Source organism: Alcanivorax sp. S6407 (genome assembly GCF_023016115.1).
Classification (GTDB): Bacteria; Pseudomonadota; Gammaproteobacteria; order Pseudomonadales; family Alcanivoracaceae; genus Alcanivorax.
Genome location: NZ_JALKBH010000001.1, coordinates 139,378 through 158,208 on the forward strand (window position 1 = coordinate 139,378; position 18,831 = coordinate 158,208).

The following is an 18,831-nucleotide window of genomic DNA, read 5'->3' on the forward strand; positions in this document are numbered from 1 at the left end:
TCCGTCAGCAAGACGCTGACATCTGCCTGAGGCAAGAGGAAGGTTCCATGACCGAAGCCTATATCTACGACGCGATTCGTACGCCCCGTGGCCGGGGCAAGAAGGACGGCTCGCTGCATACCGTGAAGCCGGTTTCCCTGGTAGTTGGCCTGATTGATGAAATCAAGGCGCGCTTCCCGAACATGGACCCGGCGATGATCGACGACGTCGTCATGGGTATCGTTTCCCCCGTGGGTGACCAGGGTGGTGTTCTGCCCAAGGTTGCCGCTCTGGCCGCTGGCCTGCCGGAAACCGTATCTGGTGTTCAGGTCAACCGTTTCTGTGCTTCCGGTCTGGAAGCCGTCAACCTGGGCGCCATGAAAATCCGCTCCGGTTTTGAAGATCTGGTTCTGGCCGGTGGTTGTGAAATGATGAGCCGTGTTCCCATGGGCTCCGACGGTACTCCCTGGGCGCTGGATCCGGAAACCAACTACAACACTGGTTTCATTCCGCAGGGCATCGGTGCTGACCTGATTGCCACCGTGGAAGGCTTCACCCGTCATGACGTGGACGAGTACGCTGCCAACTCCCAGGCTCGTGCTGCCAACGCCTGGGACCAGGGCTACTTCGCCAAGTCCGTGGTACCGGTGAAAGACATGAACGGTCTGGTGGTACTGGATCGTGACGAGCACATCCGCAAGGGCACCACTGCCGAGTCTCTGGGTGGCCTGAACCCGTCCTTCGCCATGATGGGCGAAATGGGTGGCTTCGATGCTGTGGCGCTGCAGAAGTACCACTGGCTGGAAGAGATCAACCACGTTCATACCCCGGGTAACTCCTCCGGTATCGTCGACGGCGCCACCCTGATGCTGATGGGTTCCAAGGAAGCCGGTGACAAGATCGGTGCCAAGGCCCGCGGCCGTATCGTCGCTACCGCCGTGAGTGGTGCAGATCCCACCATCATGCTGACCGGTCCGGCACCGGCTGCCCGCAAGGCGCTGGCCAAAGCTGGCATGACCGTTGACCAGATCGATCTGTGGGAAATCAACGAAGCTTTCGCTTCCGTGGCCATGCGCTTCATGAAAGACATGGGCATCAGCTATGACATCACCAACGTGAACGGTGGTGCCATCGCCATGGGGCACCCGCTGGGTGCTACCGGTGCCATGATCGTCGGCACCGTGCTCGACGAACTGGAGCGTCGCGACCAGAAATTCGGCCTCTGTACCCTGTGTGTAGGTGCAGGTATGGGTATCGCTACCATTGTTGAGCGCCTGTAAGCGGCCACCGGAATTGGAGATATTGAAATGACAGAATCTACTATTCGCTGGGAAAAGGGCGCGGATAACATTGTTACCCTGACCCTGGACGATCCGCAGCAGTCTGCGAATACCATGAACGAGCGTTACACCAAGTCCATGCACGACACGGTGGAGCGTCTCGAGAAGGAAAAAGCTGACATCGCCGGTGTCATCGTTACCTCTGCCAAGAAGACTTTCTTCGCCGGTGGTGACCTGCGTGACCTGATTCAGGTGAAGCCGGAAAATGCCCAGGAAATGGCCGACAACGGCAAGCTCCTGAAAGGTGACCTGCGCAAGCTGGAAACCCTCGGTATTCCGGTTGTCTGTGCCCTGAACGGCACTGCCCTGGGTGGTGGTCTGGAAATCGCTCTGGCCTGTCATCGTCGTATTGCCCTGAACAACCCGAAAGCCCAGTTTGGTCTGCCGGAAGTGTCCTTGGGCCTGCTGCCGGGTGCCGGTGGTATCGTGCGTACCGTGCGTATGCTGGGTATCCAGGACGCACTGATGAACGTGCTGATGCAGGGTCAGCGCATGAAAGTCGGCAAGGCCCAGAAAGTTGGCCTGATCGACGAAGTGGTGGATACCGAAGAAGAGATGATTGCCAAGGCCAAGGAGTTCATCCTCGCCAACCCGAAGTCCATCCAGCCCTGGGAAGCCAAAGGCTACAAGATCCCGGGTGGTACGCCGTCTACTCCCAAGTTTGCCGCCAACCTGCCGGCGTTCCCGGCTAACCTGCGCAAGCAGCTGAAAGGCGCCAACTACCCGGCACCGAAGAACATCATGGCTGCCGCCGTGGAATCCACCCAGGTGGACGTGGATAACGCCTTCCTGATCGAAGAGCGTTACTTCATTGATCTGGTGACCGGCCAGACCGCCAAGAACATGATCAACGCCTTCTTCTTCAACCTGCAGGCCATCAACGGTGGTGCAAGCCGTCCGAAAGATGTGCCGAAGTTCACCGCCAAGAAGGTCGGTGTACTGGGCGCTGGCATGATGGGCGCAGGTATTGCCTACGTTACCGCCATGACCGGTTCCGAAGTGGTACTCAAGGACATCTCCCAGGAGAATGCCGAGAAGGGCAAGGACTACTCCCGCAAGCTGCTGGACAAGGCCATCTCTCGCGGCAAGATGACCGAAGAGAAGAAAGAGCAGGTACTGTCCCTAATCACCGCCACTGCGGATGCCAAGGACCTGGAAGGCGTGGACTTCGTCATCGAAGCCGTGTTCGAGAACACCGAGCTGAAACACAAGGTATTCCAGGAAATCGAAGACGTGGTACTGCCCGATGCGGTACTGGGCTCCAACACTTCCTCCCTGCCGATCACTGGTCTGGCAGAAGGCGTGAAGAAGCAGGACAACTTTATCGGTATCCACTTCTTCAGCCCGGTCGACAAGATGCCGCTGGTGGAAATCATCTGCGGTAAGGACACCTCTCCGGAAGTGCTGGCCAAGACCTACGATTACTGTCTGCAGATTCGCAAGACCCCCATCGTGGTTAACGATTCTCGTGGCTTCTTCACCACCCGCGTGATCGGCACCTTCGCCAACGAAGGTATCGCCATGCTGGGCGAAGGCGTATCCGCCGCGTCCGTAGAGCAGGCCGCACAGCAGGCTGGCTACCCGGTAGGTACCCTGAAACTGATCGACGAAATCAACATGGGCACCGCCCTGAAGATTTCCAAGGCAGCCGAAGACGATGCCAAGCGTGATGGCACTGCGCCGCCGCCGCATCACCCGGCCCTGGATGTGATGAAGAAGATGGTCGAAGAGCTGGATCGCCCCGGCAAGCTGCAGGGCAAGGGCTTCTACGATTATCCGGAAGGTGGCAAGGCCAAACTGTGGCCGGGTCTGAAAGATGCCTTCGGTGACTCCACCGAGATCCCGATGGAAGACATGAAAGAGCGTATGCTCTTCGTTGAAGCCATCGAAGCGGTGAAGTGCTTTGAAGAAGGCGTTATCGAGTCTGTGGCTGATGCCAACATCGGTTCCATCTTCGGTATCGGCTTCCCGGGCTGGACCGGTGGTGTGATCCAGTACGTCAACCAGTACGAGGGTGGTCTGAAAGGCTTCGTGGCCCGCGCCCAGGAACTGGCTGCCAAGTACGGTGACCGCTTCAACCCGCCGGCACTGCTGGTAGAGAAAGCCGAGAAAGGCGAAATCTTCAAATAAGATTCGCGTTTCCCGCAACACAAAAAAGCCCGGCCAAAAGCCGGGTTTTTTTGTGGCCGCTCTGCGGCCGCATCACGCATCACGCATCTCGCGGCAAGCTACAAGCTACAAGCTACAAGCTACAAGCTACAAGCTACAAGCTACAAGCTACGCTTGATTGGAAAGGAAAACCCAAAATAGTTCCCGAATTGCTGCTTTTCTACAGCGCCGCTGCACACCCCCTTGACGTCACAAGCCAAACCCCAAATCCTTTTCAACTTTCAACTTTCAACTTTCAACTTTCCTCACCTCGGCCCAACCCAGAAATGCGGGTTGCATGCCACTTCCCACAAATGCCCGTCCGGATCCGCGAAATAACCGGAATACCCGCCCCAGTCGGTGGCATGTGCCGCTTTCATCAGGGTGGCACCGGCGGCGACAGCTTGCTGTAACAGCGTATCCACCTCGGCAGGGGAATCCAGATTGTGAGCCAGGGCGACACCGCGAAAGCCGTTGCCATCGGCAGGCACGCCGGCATCGCGGGCAAGATCATCGTGGCCGAACAGCCCTAGCCAGGTGCCGTTAAGCTCGAAAAAGGCCACCGGCGAATCATCCGGCATGGGACGGCGGGGCAGGCCCAGGCCCTGCTCGTAAAAGGCGGTGGCGGCGGCCAGATCGCGAACGCCGAGGGTGATCATGCTGATGCGCGGCTGCATGGCAATCTCCGGTTTTTCCTGTGTGGACTTGCCATTATGCTCAACAGGAGCGAAGGAGGGGAGAGAGCATGGAAAGTGGGTTATTTACCGATGTGGTGAAGACCGGATTGGATGTGGAAGCACTGGATACAGTGTTGCCCCGCGAACAACAGCCGGATCTGGGCAAGGCGCTGCACGACATCAACGAATACCAGCGCCGCCTGTTTGCCAACCGCAAGCACAGTGTGCTGTTGGTGATGCAGGGCCTGGATGCTTCCGGCAAGGACAGCCTGATTCGTACTGTGGCCCAGGCCATGGATCCCGCCGCTTTCCGGGCTCACAACTTTGGCCGCCCGGTTGGTGACGAGGTGCGACATGACTTCCTCTGGCGGGTCTCGCGACACCTGCCGGCCCGTGGTGAAGTGGTGGCGTTCAATCGCAGCCACTACGAGGCGGTGTGGGCGGAGCGGCTATGGCCGGTGAGCGACCATTGCAGTGATGACTGGCCGCGAAAGTACGAGACCATCAACAGCTTCGAGCAACATCTTGACCGTGAAGGTACCCGTATTATCAAGGTATGGCTGAATACGTCCGGGGAAGAGCAGCGCAAGCGCCTGATCAAGCGCCTGGATACGCCACGCAAGCGCTGGAAGTTTGATCAGTCGGATGTACATGGCTGGCAGGCTCGCGGCGACTACCTGCGCTTCGTTAATGAAGTGCTGCCGGCTACCCATACCCCCTGGGCTCCCTGGCATGTGATTCCCAATGACAACAAGGGGGCTGCCCGGGCGGTGGTGGCGCAACTGTTGGCAGACACCCTGAAAGAGCTGGCCCCGGAGTATCCGCAGGAAGACCACTGCTGTATCGAGGAGTACCGAACGTTGTTGACCGGAGAAAGTGGCCAGTAAGGTGTCGGCTGGTAGTGGGATTGCCCGGGTGAAGGGGCCCGTCGTTCAGGCTTGACTGGCTTTGGCCAGGTAACCCTCCAGCCAGCGACGCAGCTCGCTGGGCCGTATTGGTTTGGCCATCAGGGCGTCGCCCCCGGCATCCAGGCTTTGTTGCTGGTAGGCTTCGCTGCTGTTACCGGAGATGAAAAGGATGGGGATGCTCTGGTCCTCGTTGCGCACTTCACGGGCCACGCTGAAGCCGTCCAGTGCCGGCAGCTCCACGTCAAGAATCAGCAGATCCACTTCCCGCTGGCGAAACAGGCGTAATGCCGCCTCACCGTCCGCTGCCAGCACATATTCGTGCTCCAGCTCCTCGATGATACGGCAGATGATCAGGCTGACCGCCTTGTTGTCTTCGACTACGAGAATTCGCATGACTCGTTTTTATCTGAAGCCGGGGTTGAGCACAAGAGCGCATAACGATCGTCGTTCTAATTAGTGTGACAAGTTGCGACAACGGGGGGCGAAACCGGGGACAAAATTGATATAATTGCTCTCTCAGGGGGCGATTTCTGCAAGACTATGTCAATTAGCGGCATTTTCTTTATTATTGGCGTTCCAAGCGCCCCACTGGGGTCCAGCAGCCCGGCTGACAATAATGCTGAACGGGCGGATCAGACGGTAGAGGACAGACTGATCGATGTACCATCGTAGAACGATCAATATCAATCGCGTGGTCAAGTTGTTGCAGGGGGCCGCTCGATCCGGGGCCAGTATTCCTGAATTACTCGACAAATGCGGTATCCCGCGCCAGTTGCTGGAAGATCCGGACGGCACGATCGAGCGGGATACCTTTATCAAGATGATGCTCCTGATCATGGAGCAGACCCAGGATGAATTCCTCGGTTTCGGCCAGGGCCGCAAGTCCAAGCCGGGCACCTTTTCCATGATGGCCCATGCGGTGATCAACTGCCCCAATCTGGGAGCCGCTATCGAGCGGGGTATCCGTTTTTACGATCTGTTCGAGCTCAGCACCCGCACCGGGGTCCAGCGTGACGGTGACACGGCTCGCCTGACCGTCAATGCTGACCCGCGCCTGGATTTCCGTGAGGTGATCATCGAGGCGTCGCTGTTTATCTGGCTGCGCTTCATGAGCTGGCTGGTGGGCAAGGCCATTGAGCCCCAGGAAGTGCGTCTGGATTACTCCGATACCCAGAATGACGAAGAGCACCGTTTCCTGTTCGATTGCCTGATTGAATACGGTACTGACGAGAACTCGGTGACCTTCAAGTCCGAATTCCTGGAACTGCCACTGGTACAGAACGAACTGTCCCTGTCCAAGTTCCTCAAGGACTCCCTGGCGCAACTGTTCGACGGCAATATCCATAATGTGGGGCTGCCGGCACAGATCCGGGCGATCATCTCCAACGAATACGGCAACAGCTTCCCGGATTTCACCGAGATCTGCGGCAAGCTCAACATGACCCCGCAGACCCTGCGCCGCCGTCTCAAGGAAGCCAACACCAGCTACCAGGAAATCAAGGACTCCATCCGCAAGGATGCCTCGGTCTACTACCTTTCCAAGCCGGAACTGAGCATCGATGAGATTGCCTTGTTGATGGGTTTCAGCGAAGCTAGCTCCTTCCACCGTGCTTTCAAGAAATGGACCGGGAAAACCCCGTCCAGCTATCGCAAGGAACACTTTGGTGTCAGCTAGTGATCCTGGCTGACACCCGTATCAGGATCTGAGATGACCATGACCGACGCCACTACGGCGCGACTGCTGGTAACCTGCCCGGACAAGCCGGGCATCATCAGTGCAGTCAGTACCTTTCTGTTCAACCACGGTGCCAACATCACCGATTTCGATCAGCACTCCAGTGATGCCCAGGGCGGCACCTTCTTCCTGCGGCTGGAGTTCCAGACCCCGGACCTGGATTGCTCCCGGGATGCCCTGAGAAACAACTTTGCCAGCCGCGTTGCTGAACCCTACGGTATGCAGTGGCAGATCAGCTACGCCAGCGAGAAAAAGCGCATGGCGGTGCTGGTGTCCAAACATGACCATGTGCTGATGGATCTGCTGTGGCGGACGTCCCGCGGCGATATGCCCGCCACCATTCCGCTGGTGATCAGCAACCATGATGACCTGCGTGACGAAGTGGAGCGGTTCGGTATCGAATACCACCACATCCCGGTGACTGCGGAGAACAAGGCAGAGGCTGAAGCCCAGGCACTGAAGTTGCTGGAGGGGCGGGTCGATGTGATTGTGCTGGCGCGCTACATGCAGATTCTCAGCCCGGAATTCGTTTCCCATTACCCGCACCGGGTGATCAACATCCACCACTCCTTCCTGCCGGCGTTTGTTGGGGCCAACCCCTACAAGCAGGCTCACGAGAAGGGCGTAAAGCTGATCGGTGCCACCAGTCACTATGTCACCGCTGATCTGGATCAGGGGCCCATCATCGAGCAGAACGTACAGCGGGTAAGCCACCGCCATTCTGCAGACGAGTTGAAGGCGCTGGGGCAGGACGTGGAACGTCAGGTCATGCTGCGCGCGGTGCGCTGGCACCTGGAGGACCGGGTGATCGTGGACGGTAACAAGACGGTGGTGTTTGTTAAGTAACGCTGATTGACGCATCACGCATCACGCATCACGCATCACGCCCAGGCTGGCGTGAAGCGTGTGGCGTGCAGCCTGTTGCCTTTAATTCGTAAAGCGTAGCCCGAAACCCAAGGTGTTGAAGTTCTCTGATTCCAGGTTGGTGACCTGGTACTGGGCGGTGAGAGAGAGGTTGTCCAGCACCGGGATGGCGATGCCTGCGGTGGCGTAGGGGGCAACGCCGGACAGGCTGTCGCTCTGCGGGGCGTCAGTGATCGTGGTCAGGGTGTCCCCGTTGGTGTCCAGCAGGTAGCGATACTGACGGTCTTCCTGCTTGAGGTTGTACAGGTAGCCACCGGCTTTCAGGTACAGCCAGAAGGGGCTTTGCCAGACCACGCCGGCAGTGAAGCCACTGAGTTCCAGAGAGCTTTCCTGTTGAACGCGAACCGAATCCGCACCGGCACCGGTTTCGGAAACGGTGGGATCACGGGTAAAGTCGCTGCGTTCATCCACATCCCCCTGGGTGACAAAGCCACCTTCCAGACCAAAGCGGGATTTCTCGCCCAGATTGACGCTGTTCAGCCACATGCCCACATTGATGGTGAGCCCGTCGGCGCTGTCATAGCCGTACGGGTCCATGTCAGCCTGGGTGACTTGTGCCTGAACGAAGAAATCCACATCCGGTGGCGCCAGGTCTTCTTCGGCGTGCAGGGGAGACATCAGGGCGCCAGCCAGCGCCAAAGTCAGCGGCAGTGTTGTTTTCATTATTGATCCAGCCGTTGTGATAAGGACAATGTAGCAGCCTTGTATTGTAACCAGCGTGAGACCGACATGCCCAGTGACTATTTGAACACCGGCACCGAAACCCTTCTGGCCCTCTGCCGACCGGGTTTTGAAGCGGATCTTGCCGCCGAACTGAACTTTCATGCTGCCGAGCAGATGGTAGCGGGGTACCCGCGCACCAGCGCCAACAGCGGTTATGTGCTGTGGCACAGTCAGCAGGGCAGCATGGCGTCGCTAGTACAGAGTGGTCTGATTTTTGCCCGCAGTCTGAGCCTCGGGGTTGGTGAATTCACCGACATTGGTGATGATCGCATCAGTGCCTTGTGGCCGTTGCTGGAAGAGGCTGCGCCCTTCAGCGAGGTGTATCTGGATCATCCGGATACCAACGAGGGCCGTGAGCTGCAGCGTTTTCTCAAAGGCTTTCGCAAGGCGCTGGAGCCACGGCTCAAAAAAGCGGGCCTGTTGCGCCGCAAGGCCGCCAATCGACTTCATCTGTTCTTCAGTGATTCCCACAACGGCTGGGCCACTATCAGCCCGTCACAGGTGCCACTGGCAGAGGGCGGAGTGCGCCGGCTGAAGTTGCCCGCCGAGGCGCCCAGCCGTTCGGCGCTGAAAGTCGAAGAGGCGCTACTGCGATTCTTCGGTACCACCGAAGCGCTGACCGCAAAAACGGCCGTGGACCTGGGGGCCGCGCCCGGTGGCTGGAGCTGGCAGCTGGCTCGTCGTGGCATCAAGGTGCAGGCGGTGGATCACGGCAAACTGGATGCGCGCCTGCTGGATGAGTATCCGGTACAGCATATCTACGGCGATGCCTTTACCTGGCGCCCCAAAACCAGCGTCGATCTTGTGGTCTGTGATGTGGTGGACAAGCCCGCCCGTACTCTGCAACAGATGGAAAAGTGGTTGGAACAGGGTTGGAGCAAGGCCGCACTGTTCAATCTCAAATTGCCCATGAAACGGCGTTTTCAGGAGGTCTGGCAATTGCTCGACAGACTGGCCACAACCATGGAGCGCCACCCGGAGCGTGGCGAAATCATCATCAAGGCCGCGCACCTTTACTATGACCGTGAAGAAATCACGGTCTGGGCCAGCTACCACCGGGACTATTGAGCATGAGCGCGCGGCCGGGGTTGACCCTCTACGCGACACTGGGCGCGCTTTACTTCGCTCAGGCACTGCCTGTGAGCATGCTCGTCAAGGCCATGCCGGCGCTGGCCAGGGATGCCGGCCTGCCTACCGAGTGGATTGGTTTTCTGGCGCTGCCGGCCATTCCCTGGGCGCTCAAGTTTATCTGGGCCCCCTGGGTGGATCGTTGGGGGGCAGGGCGGCCCAATCATCGCAAACGCTGGATACAGGCCTGTCTAATTGCCGTCATGGCGGTGATCTTCGTGGTGTCGCTGTTTCCGCAGAAATGGCTGCTGGGGCCCGGCTTTGTGGTGCTGCTGGGGCTGTTATTCCTCCTCAATCTGTTCTGTGCCACCCAGGATATTGCCACTGACGGGCTGGCCACCCGTATGCTGCCACCGGAACTGCGCGGGCTGGGCAACAGTATTCAGGTCAACGGCTACAAGATCGGCATGATGGTGGGCAGCAGTGCCTTGCTGATCATGGTGGGCTGGTGGGGCTGGGAGACGACCCTGGGACTGGTGATTGTCAGCATGATGCTGGTGCTGGTCCAGGTGACCCGGTTCAGTGAACCGGCAGAGCCTGTGCGCGAGCGTGAGCGGGTCAGTTTTCGCTGGTGGCGGCAGGAGTTGCTGCGTTTCTGGCGGCGCCCAGGCATGGCAATGTGGTTATTCCTGCTGCTGTTCTACAAGGTCGGGGATGGTTTCGGCACTCGCATGATCAATCCGTTCCTGGTGGATCAGGGCTGGAGTCTGGTGGAAATCGGTACCCTGGATCTGGTGATCTCCTTCGCCGGGCTGGCTGGCGCCGCCATGGCCGGCCTGTTGATGATCCGCATGGCCCATCGCACCGCCCTGTTTGCCTTTGCCGTGCTGCAGACCCTGGCCTTTGCCGGCTGGGCGGCACTGGCCCACTACGACGCCATGGCCTGGGTATGGCCGGTGGCCCTGTTCGAGCAGTTTACCGATGGGCTTTCCACCGTGGCGTTCTTTACCCTGATCATGGACTATTGCCGCGACGGCCATGAAGGCAGTGATTATTCCATGCAGGCTTCGGTGCGCTTGTTTGCGGTAGGGATCTTCACCCTGGGTAGCGGTTTCAGTGCCGCCGGGTTGGGCTACGATGGCCACTTCCTGCTGGCGGCGGCCCTGGTGGCGGTGGTGATACCGGTAGCCTGGCGCTGGCAGCCCCCGAGCATGACAGTGCATCACTGAACGGCTGCGAATCGATCTGTAATCGTTATAATGGCCGCCCCGCGGAATTAGCCGGAGATACCCATGGAAGCCCAACACCACCTTGATGCCACCGGTCTGCTGTGTCCGGAACCGGTGATGATGCTGCACAACAAGGTCCGCGACATGGCCCCCGGCGACATCCTCGAAGTGCGCGCCACCGATCCCTCCACCGAGCGCGATATCCCCAAGTTCTGCCAGTTCCTCGGCCATACCCTGGAAGGGCAGGAGATTGAGGGGGAGATTTATGTTTATTGGATACGGAAAAAGCGGTGAACAGTTAATAGGGAACAGTTAACAGTTGCGCGAGCAACGCTCCCTGTTTTGGAACCTGTGAGGCCGCGCCCGAACTTCGGGCGCGGCCTCATAGGTTGGGGAACAGATAAGGCAAAATCGCGCGCTGTTAACTATTCACTGTTAACTGTTCACTGAAACGATGGCCGTTCAGTAAACGTCAAAGTCGGCGAGATTCGGTTCCTTCATCTCCTCCACCCACTGCCCGAAGGTGAACGGCCACAGGGCCGGGGTGCCGGTGGGGTCCAGGTACCAGCTCTGGCAGCCACCGGTCCAGACGGTGCCGGCCATGTTGGCCTTGATGCGGGCCAGGAAGCTTTCCGCGGCGGCGGGTTTGGGATCGATGGCGTCGAACTGGCCCTTTTGCCAGCGGCGGATCAGTTTCATCATGTAGTTGGCCTGCACTTCAGCTACCCGGGTGACGGAGAAGTTGCCTACCGGACTGTTGGGGCCGGTCATCAGGAAGAAGTTTGGGAAGCCGGGGATGGTGACCGAGCGGTAATTAAGGCACTGCTGTTGCCAGGCATCCTCGATATGCATGCCATCGCGACCAGTCAGGTCCATGGGGCGCATGAAGTTCAGGTGGTGGAAACCGGTGGCCAGTATCAGCACGTCCAGCGGATGCTTGTGGCCATCGCGGGTCACGATGCCGTCGGCTTCCACATGGTAGATGTCATCGGTGATCAACTCACAGTTGGGTTGCTGCACCGCTTCAAAAAAGTCCGAGGCCAGCACCAGGCGTTTGCATCCCACCCGGTAATCCGGGGTCAGCTTTGCACGCAGTGCCGGATCGGGCACCGCTTTTTCCAGGTTCTTGCGCACAATGCGATCGGTAATCCAGAACTGTACTGGCTTGCCGATCACCATCTTGGCGAACATCTGGGCGTAGTACCACGCCCACAGCCTGCCGATCAGGGTGGCCAGGAACGGAAAGCGGGCAAGGGTCTTCTTGTACAGGGGAGAGTAGTGGGCATCCGGGCGCGGGAACATCCACTGCGGGGTGCGCTGAAAGATCGACACCGGCACGCCCTGGTTGACCAGCGCAGGTATCACCTGGGCGGCGGTGGAACCAGTCCCGATCACGCCAACCCGTTTATCCTTCAGGTCCAGTGAATGATCCCAGCGGGCAGTATGGAAACTGGGCCCGGTAAAGTCGGACAGACCGGGAATATCCGGTACGGCAGGGTGGTGGAGGATGCCGGTGGCGGCCACGATAAAGTCTACCGTGAGCTGCGCACCCTTGCTGGTGGTGACCCGCCAGCGACCCTCCCGGTATCGGGCGGCAGTGACTTCCTCATTGAAGCGTACCAGCCCGGTGATGCCGTATTTGTCGGCGGCCTGCTGGAAGTACTGACGAATCTGGGCGCCTTCGGCAAAGCGGTCATCCCAGCCCACCGAGGGCTCGAAGCTGTACGCATACATGTGGGCGGGCACATCACAGCTGACCCCGGGATAGGTATTTTCCCGCCAGGTGCCGCCCACGCCATCGCCTTTTTCCACGATGGTGATGTCGGTAATGCCCGCCTCACGCAACTTGATCCCCATCAGGATGCCGCTCATACCGGCGCCAATCACCAGAACGGAGGGATTTCGGGTCTGCTTCTCCATGCGCCTGACTCCATATGGCTGATATTTTCATTGTTATTGAGACAAACCTAGAGAAATGTGTCGGTTATGGCGATGTCTGGAAGTGACAAAAAGATAGTGAATAGTGAACAGTTAACAGTGAATAGCGTCGCGAGTGACGGGGCTTGGGTTTGAAACGTTAGAGGCCGCGTCCGGAATCCGGGCGCGGCCTCAAGCCTCTAAATGAAGAACGCGTTGCTCGCGCAACTGTTCACTATTCACTGTTAACTGTTCACTGCCATCTAGCTTTCAATGGCCAGCATCGCTACCGCCGCCAGGGCCTCCGGGTCCTTTTCCTTCAGTTTGTTGGCGATGCCGTGCTGGAAGAAGTAGCAAAAGTCCTCCTTTTCCTGTGCCGGCACCAGGCACTTGGCGCCGGGCAGCACCGGGGTTTCCACCGGGTCGGATTCTTCCGCCACCATGGCCGTCAGAGTGCCGTCGGCGTGCAGGCGCCAGCTGACCACCTCCATCAGGCTGATGGTGTGGAACTCATCGGCGGAGAACACCGCATGAGTGCCAATGGTGTCCGGGATTTCCTGAATGGATTGTTTGCCGGGTTGGGGCTTTCCAAAGAAGCGGATCGCCGCATCCAGCTCCTGCACCTTGTGTTCGGGTGCATCCACAAAGAGATAGTCACTGCCAGGTAGCCGGTAGCCTTCCCAGCGTCCGTTAAGGGGATCGGCCAGCGCCATGGCGGTAACCGGGTTTTTCAGCCAAGGAACCATGGCCACGGTGTCACCATTGGCGAGTCGTGCCCAGGCCAGAATTTTCAGGGAGAAGAGGGTGTCCGGATGCTGATCATTGGCGTACAGCAGCTCAATGCCATCGTATTCCGGTGACAAGCGAAGTATAGGGGTCTGGGCCGCTTTGCGACGTGGAGAGAAAGGAACAACGTTGCTGTTCCCGCCAGGGTGTTGCCGGTGAGCCGAAGTCATGGGCACCTCCCGGTACGTGTCCTAGAGGATCGCCAATGTTGTTACACCCGGCAGGGTGCTGGCACGATCACATGCCATGGCGACCGTTAATTCAACTTAGCCTGTCAGGCAAATCCATGCAAGTCGTCGTGAAAGCGTCATGAAGAAAGGTCGGATGGGGGGATAGGTGGCTGATGTCCACGGTGAGGGGATGAGTCGCGAGTGACGAGTAACGAGTTTCGAAACTCCAAACCCCATGAAGAATGGACGGTTTTTGCCTTTCGAAACTCGAAACTCGCTTCTTGTTACTTGTTCTTCCCTCAAGCTGCCTGTTGCGGTTCGGGGGAGGCGTTTTCCGTTGGCGCTGGCAAGGGTTGCTGCATGCGCCAGTACAGGCGCCAGCCGAGCAGGATGGCGGCGGTGGTGAGGCCGGCCACCAGGCCGATCCAGAAGCCGGCGGGGCCCATGGGGTCACCCAACAGAGAGGTCAGGCCCAGTACGTATCCCAGAGGCAGGCCCACGCCCCAGTAGGCGAACAGGGTCATGATCATCGGCCAGCCGGTATCCTCGAAGCCACGCAGGCAGCCGTTGGCACACACCTGCAGGGCATCGGAAATCTGGTACAGGGCAGCAAACAGCAGCAGGTAGCTGGCCAGTTCGATAACCTCCCGGTTATCGGTGTAGATATGCGGAATCCAGTGGCGGGCCAGCACCAGTGCCAGTGACGCCACTACCCCGACCACCAGGGTAATCATGTGCGCCACCTGCACCGCATGGCGCAGGCTGGTCTGATCATGGCGGCCACGGGCATGGCCCACGCGCACGGTGGCGGCAATGGCAAAGCTGAGCGGTATCATGAAGATCAGCGAGGTGAAGTTGAGGGCGATCTGGTGGCTGGCCACAATCTGTGCGCCCAGGCTGCCGATCAGCAGGGCGATGATGGCGAAAATGCTCACTTCGAAGAAGATGGTCAGCCCTACCGGCAAGCCGAGGCGTAGCATGTAGCCCAGGCTGGGCACCTCGAAATGGCGCTGGCGAAGGTTCAGCGGGGCATGCTGATACACCGGGTGGCGGTGGGTATAAACCAGCATCATCAGGGCCATGGACCACATCACCAGCGAGGTGGCCCAGCCACAGCCCACCCCGCCCATGGCCGGGAAGCCCAGTTTGCCGTAGATCAGCACATAGTTACTGGGGATATTGATGAGCAGACCGATGACACTGAACAGCAGTACCGGCCGGGTATGGTTCATGGCTTCGGTATAACTGCGCATGGCCAGCATCAGGGCGGCACCGGGCATGCCCCAGCTGAGCGCGTCCAGATAACCGGACACCATGGGGCGAATGGCCGGATCCACGTCCATCCACACCAGTATGGGCGCTACGCTGCGCAAAATCAGGGCGCTAAGCACCCCAAGCCCCATGGCCAGCCAGATACCCTGCTGGGCCAGCGGGTTGATACGATGGTAAGCTTCGCCGCCAAGATGACGGGACAGGATCGGGGTGGCGCTCATCAGCACCCCGGTCATGAACAGGTACAGGGGCACCCAGATGCTGGCGCCCACCGCCACGGCCGCCAGATCATTGGCGCTGACCCGGCCCGCCATCAGGGTATCCACAAAGCCGTTGGCGGTTTGCGCCAGCTGGCCACCGAGAATCGGCAGGGCAAGCGTAAGCTGGGCAACAAATTCCTGACGGCGGGAAGACATAGGCGCGACGAATCTTATGGGTGAGAACCGGGAGCGGAGAAAGGCCGCTACCATACCGCAAAGCGAGGGGCAGGTGCACCGTAGTGCCGACCTGGAATCGCTATTTCGGGCCACTTTTTTTGCCGACTTCACCACCGTCCTGGAGGGTGGGGCTGCGGAACCGGTATATCTGCCCGGCAATCCCCATCGAATCTGCTATACCCATGACTACTTCCGCAGTGCGCTCCATGAGATTGCTCACTGGTGCGTTGCAGGGGCTGAGCGGCGAGAGATCGAGGATTATGGCTATTGGTATGCCCCGGATGGTCGTAATGCCGAGCAACAGGCACAGTTTGCCAGCGTGGAAGTGCTCCCCCAGGCCTACGAGGCGCTGTTCTGCGCGGCCTGTGGCCACGACTTTCGGGTATCCCTGGATAACCTGAATGGCGATGGCGGGGATGAGCGTCCCTTTGCCGAGATGGTTCGGGCGCGGGCAGAGGCCTTGTTGGAGCAGGGGCTGCCTGACCGGGTCGCACGCTGGTGCGATGCTCTGGCGGACAACTACGACCGCCAGAGCCTTCCTCTTTCTGAAGCCCTGCAACAAACCTTCCAGTTACCGATGTAGGAGCGGTGGTTTGCTATGCCCTCCGGGTGCCACCGCGATTGGTGCGATTTCGCGGTGGAACCACCGCTCCCACAGGGCGGTTCTCCCGGTTTTGCGTGACGCGTGCAGCGTGTTGCAGCCGAAGAGCGGCCAAAAAATCAAGCTGGAACCACCGCCCCCACAAATACCGGGGGGTTCCCATTGTGGGAACTTGCTTGCAAGCGAATGGCCAACCTATCGTCTGCAGGCAGACTCCCACAAGAAGATTTACCCCTGGGCGACACTCTGGGTCTGGCCTTTGATTTTCCTCGCAGCTTAAAGCTCGCAGCTCGTAGCTAAAAAAAGGTTCATCGCGGGTTTGCGGGAATCTGCTGCTCCAGTACTTTACTCCGCCCTGAGTGAGTTTGATGCCATGGGGGCAGCTTGCGGAACGAAGGGGGTTTTGATCCTGGGTTTTGTTCGCCCCTCCAGTGGGGCTCCTACAGGAAGAACAGCGGCACTCAGCAATTCGCGCTCAGTGAACTCTGTGACCTCTGTGGTAAATCCGCTTTTGATCTTTGCGTGTTGCGTGATGCATGCAGCGTGTTGCAGCCGCAGAGCGGCCACAAAGAAAAGGCCGCACCCATCACAGGCGCGGCCTCCTTGTCTTCAGCCAGCAACAACCCGAAACCGCGTTGTTGCGTGAAGCGTGCTGCGTGTCGCGTCCCTCAACGCAGCATATGCAGGAAGTGCATGTGCTTCTCGTACTGGTCCAGCACGTCCACGATGACCTGTTCCTTGGTGTAGCCCATCAGGTCATAGTCCTGGCCGCCTTCCTGCAGGAATACCTCTGCACGGTAGTAGGTATCCTTGTCGGCGTGCTTCCTGGCGTGATCCAGCTGGCGGACGGTGAGGGTGGGGCGGGTATAGCCGCGCACTCGAACACCATAGACGAAGTCGGTTTCCGCGCCATGGCTGACTTCCAGATAGGCGCGGTCGTCTTCATGGCGAATTTCCACCTTGAGCCCATAGCCTTCCAGTTCCTTGGCGACGGTTTCCAGTGCAGGTTTCACCGTGACTTCCAGGAATTCCAGCACCTTGACCCTCAAGGGGAAGTTGACCATGTTTTTCAAGCGGGATTTCCAGCTGCTGCCCCCCTGCGGGCGTTGATGGCCCACATGCACTTCGGGTGGCGGGGCCAGCGCCGCAGCAAGACTGCGTTGACGAATGTTTTCCACCTTGAGGGAGCGCAGCAGGCCGTAGGCGGAAATCAGCAACACGGCGGAGAATGGCAACGCGGCCGCAATGGTGGCGGATTGCAGGGCGCCGAGACCACCGGCCAGCATCAAGGCAATGGCCACGATGCCTTCGGAGCTGGCCCAGAATACCCGCTGCCATACCGGAGTATCGTCGTGACCACCGGAGGCAAGCATGTCCACCACCATGGAACCGGAGTCAGAAGAGGTGACGAAGAACACCACCACCATCAGCGTTGCCACACCGGAAATGAACCCGGAGAACGGGAACTGCTCCAGGAAGTGGAACAGGGCCACGGACATGTCTTCGCCTACCAGACGCCCGAGATCCGCATAGGATTCGGTCATGATCATGTGGATGCCGGAATCACCGAAGACGGTCATCCAGAACAGGGTGAAACCGGCGGGAACGAACATCACACCCATGGCGAATTCACGAATGGTGCGGCCGCGGGAGATACGGGCGATGAACAGGCCCACGAAGGGGGACCAGGCAATCCACCAGCCCCAGTAGAAAATGGTCCAGCCGCCGACCCAGGCCTGAGGTCCGCCATCCACCTTGGGCTGGTAGGCGTAAAGATTGAACGTCATGCTGACCAGCTCGGACAGATACGAGCCCACATTCTGCATATAGGTTTTCAGCAGGAAGATGGTCGGGCCGAGCAGCAGCACGAAGGCAAGCAGCAGGAAGGCCAGGCCCAGATTGAGTTCGGAGAGGCGACGGATGCCGGCATCCAGGCCAGTGACCACGGAGATGGTGGCCAGGCCAGTAATGACCACGATCAGGGTGACCTGCATGGTCGGGCTGACCGGTAACCCGAACAGATAATTCAGGCCGGCATTCACCTGTTGCACACCAAAGCCCAGCGAGGTGGCCACACCCAGTACCGTGCCCACCACCGCAAAGATATCCACCGCATGGCCGATGGGGCCGTAGATCTTGTTACCGATGATTGGGTACAGAGCAGAGCGCAGGGTCAACGGCAGACCGCGACGGAAACTGAAGTACGCCAGAATCAGCCCGACAATGGCGTAGATGGACCAGGCATGCAGGCCCCAGTGAAAGAAGGTGACGCGCATGGCTTCCTTGGCGGCGGCAATGCCGCCGGGTTCTGCCATGGGCGGGCTGGTGAAATGCATCACCGGCTCGGCCACACCGAAGAACATCAGGCCGATACCCATGCCGGCAGAGAACAGCATGGCGAACCAGGAGCCGTAACTGTAATCCGGTTCGGAGTGATCCGGGCCCAGCTTGATCTCGCCGTAGCGACTGATACCCAGGAAGGCCACGAAAGAAATGATGATGGCAACGGTGAGCACGTAGAACCAGCTGGCTTCTTCGATGACGGCCAGTTTCAACCCGTTGAAGAATGAACCTGCGGTTTCAGGGGCGGCCACCGAAAACAGTACCAGGCCCACAATGATAGCGAGAGAACCGTAAAAAACAGGGGGATTGATCTTGTCGTGTATGCCCGGCTTGGACGAAATTTCCTGCTCGGCAGACTCTGACATTGGAAGCTCCTTGTCCGGATTGAGGGTGCCGTTTCCGGGAACCGTAGCTTCTGCGCTGCGCACTGACTGGCAAGGCCAGGCCTTGAAATACAAGGGGCGCAATGACAAACAGATGACGCCTGTTGCCCTGCACCGCGGAGTACTACAAAACTGTATTCAGTGGTTCCCTTGTCGGACCACCTTAACATATGGCCCCTTTTTATCACCCC

The 18,831-nt window shown here is 59.0% G+C and carries 16 protein-coding genes; 9 read left to right on the top strand and 7 right to left on the bottom strand.

The window, feature by feature from the left end; genetic code table 11:
• Nucleotides 1-47: 47 nt before the first annotated feature.
• Both MWU49_RS00610 and MWU49_RS00615 read left to right on the top strand, forming a co-directional pair.
• Nucleotides 48-1,259: an acetyl-CoA C-acetyltransferase gene (locus MWU49_RS00610; protein ID WP_246966890.1), complete on the top strand. Its 1,212-nt coding sequence runs from the start codon at nt 48-50 to the stop codon at nt 1,257-1,259.
• 27 nt (nt 1,260-1,286) lie between these two features.
• Nucleotides 1,287-3,449 (top strand): 3-hydroxyacyl-CoA dehydrogenase NAD-binding domain-containing protein, encoded by a 2,163-nt coding sequence (locus tag MWU49_RS00615; protein ID WP_246966891.1) that lies wholly within the window; start codon nt 1,287-1,289, stop codon nt 3,447-3,449.
• Nucleotides 3,450-3,733: 284 nt separating this feature from the next.
• Here the strand turns inward: MWU49_RS00615 and MWU49_RS00620 are convergent, their stop codons facing one another.
• The gene (locus MWU49_RS00620; RefSeq protein ID WP_246966892.1) at nt 3,734-4,144 is read right to left on the bottom strand and encodes a VOC family protein; all 411 of its coding nucleotides are present in this window, start codon (nt 4,142-4,144) and stop codon (nt 3,734-3,736) included.
• 68 nt (nt 4,145-4,212) lie between these two features.
• On the opposite strand from MWU49_RS00620, the gene MWU49_RS00625 reads away from it, so the two are divergent.
• The gene (locus MWU49_RS00625; protein WP_246966893.1) at nt 4,213-5,031 is read left to right on the top strand and encodes a PPK2 family polyphosphate kinase; all 819 of its coding nucleotides are present in this window, start codon (nt 4,213-4,215) and stop codon (nt 5,029-5,031) included.
• 45 nt (nt 5,032-5,076) lie between these two features.
• On the opposite strand, the gene MWU49_RS00630 is transcribed toward MWU49_RS00625, so the two are convergent.
• Nucleotides 5,077-5,445, bottom strand: coding sequence for a response regulator (locus MWU49_RS00630; RefSeq protein ID WP_246966894.1), 369 nt, complete (start codon nt 5,443-5,445; stop codon nt 5,077-5,079).
• 265 nt (nt 5,446-5,710) lie between these two features.
• On the opposite strand from MWU49_RS00630, the gene MWU49_RS00635 reads away from it, so the two are divergent.
• Together MWU49_RS00635 and purU are read left to right on the top strand one after the other, a co-directional pair.
• Nucleotides 5,711-6,727, top strand: a complete 1,017-nt coding sequence (locus MWU49_RS00635; RefSeq protein ID WP_246966895.1) for an AraC family transcriptional regulator — start codon at nt 5,711-5,713, stop codon at nt 6,725-6,727.
• A 33-nt stretch (nt 6,728-6,760) separates the two neighbouring features.
• On the top strand, nt 6,761-7,633 hold the full coding sequence (gene purU / locus MWU49_RS00640; protein ID WP_246966896.1) for a formyltetrahydrofolate deformylase: 873 nt from the start codon (nt 6,761-6,763) through the stop codon (nt 7,631-7,633).
• A gap of 81 nt (nt 7,634-7,714) precedes the next feature.
• Here the strand turns inward: purU and MWU49_RS00645 are convergent, their stop codons facing one another.
• A complete protein-coding gene (locus tag MWU49_RS00645; RefSeq protein ID WP_246966898.1) occupies nt 7,715-8,374 on the bottom strand; it encodes an outer membrane beta-barrel protein in 660 nt (219 codons plus the stop codon).
• A 66-nt stretch (nt 8,375-8,440) separates the two neighbouring features.
• On the opposite strand from MWU49_RS00645, the gene rlmM reads away from it, so the two are divergent.
• The 3 genes from rlmM (at nt 8,441) to tusA (ending at nt 11,025) form a co-directional block, all read left to right on the top strand.
• Nucleotides 8,441-9,502 carry a 23S rRNA (cytidine(2498)-2'-O)-methyltransferase RlmM gene (rlmM, locus tag MWU49_RS00650; RefSeq protein WP_246966900.1) on the top strand — a complete coding sequence of 354 codons (1,062 nt, stop codon included), beginning with the start codon at nt 8,441-8,443 and terminating at the stop codon, nt 9,500-9,502.
• Nucleotides 9,503-9,504: 2 nt separating this feature from the next.
• Nucleotides 9,505-10,731, top strand: coding sequence for an MFS transporter (locus MWU49_RS00655; protein ID WP_246966902.1), 1,227 nt, complete (start codon nt 9,505-9,507; stop codon nt 10,729-10,731).
• Between the two features lie 63 nt (nt 10,732-10,794).
• Nucleotides 10,795-11,025 carry a sulfurtransferase TusA gene (tusA, locus tag MWU49_RS00660; RefSeq protein ID WP_246966904.1) on the top strand — a complete coding sequence of 77 codons (231 nt, stop codon included), beginning with the start codon at nt 10,795-10,797 and terminating at the stop codon, nt 11,023-11,025.
• Nucleotides 11,026-11,193: 168 nt separating this feature from the next.
• On the opposite strand, the gene MWU49_RS00665 is transcribed toward tusA, so the two are convergent.
• The 3 genes from MWU49_RS00665 to MWU49_RS00675 form a co-directional block, all read right to left on the bottom strand.
• Nucleotides 11,194-12,651: an NAD(P)/FAD-dependent oxidoreductase gene (locus tag MWU49_RS00665; protein WP_246966906.1), complete on the bottom strand. Its 1,458-nt coding sequence runs from the start codon at nt 12,649-12,651 to the stop codon at nt 11,194-11,196.
• A 260-nt stretch (nt 12,652-12,911) separates the two neighbouring features.
• Nucleotides 12,912-13,604, bottom strand: a complete 693-nt coding sequence (locus MWU49_RS00670; RefSeq protein ID WP_246966908.1) for a hypothetical protein — start codon at nt 13,602-13,604, stop codon at nt 12,912-12,914.
• 299 nt (nt 13,605-13,903) lie between these two features.
• Nucleotides 13,904-15,292, bottom strand: a complete 1,389-nt coding sequence (locus tag MWU49_RS00675; RefSeq protein WP_246966910.1) for an MATE family efflux transporter — start codon at nt 15,290-15,292, stop codon at nt 13,904-13,906.
• Between the two features lie 73 nt (nt 15,293-15,365).
• Between MWU49_RS00675 and MWU49_RS00680 the strand changes: the two genes are divergently transcribed.
• Nucleotides 15,366-15,896 (top strand): elongation factor P hydroxylase, encoded by a 531-nt coding sequence (locus MWU49_RS00680; protein WP_246966912.1) that lies wholly within the window; start codon nt 15,366-15,368, stop codon nt 15,894-15,896.
• Nucleotides 15,897-16,582: 686 nt separating this feature from the next.
• Here MWU49_RS00680 and betT read toward each other — a convergent pair.
• Nucleotides 16,583-18,622, bottom strand: coding sequence for a choline BCCT transporter BetT (gene betT / locus MWU49_RS00685; protein WP_246966914.1), 2,040 nt, complete (start codon nt 18,620-18,622; stop codon nt 16,583-16,585).
• Nucleotides 18,623-18,831: the final 209 nt, after the last annotated feature.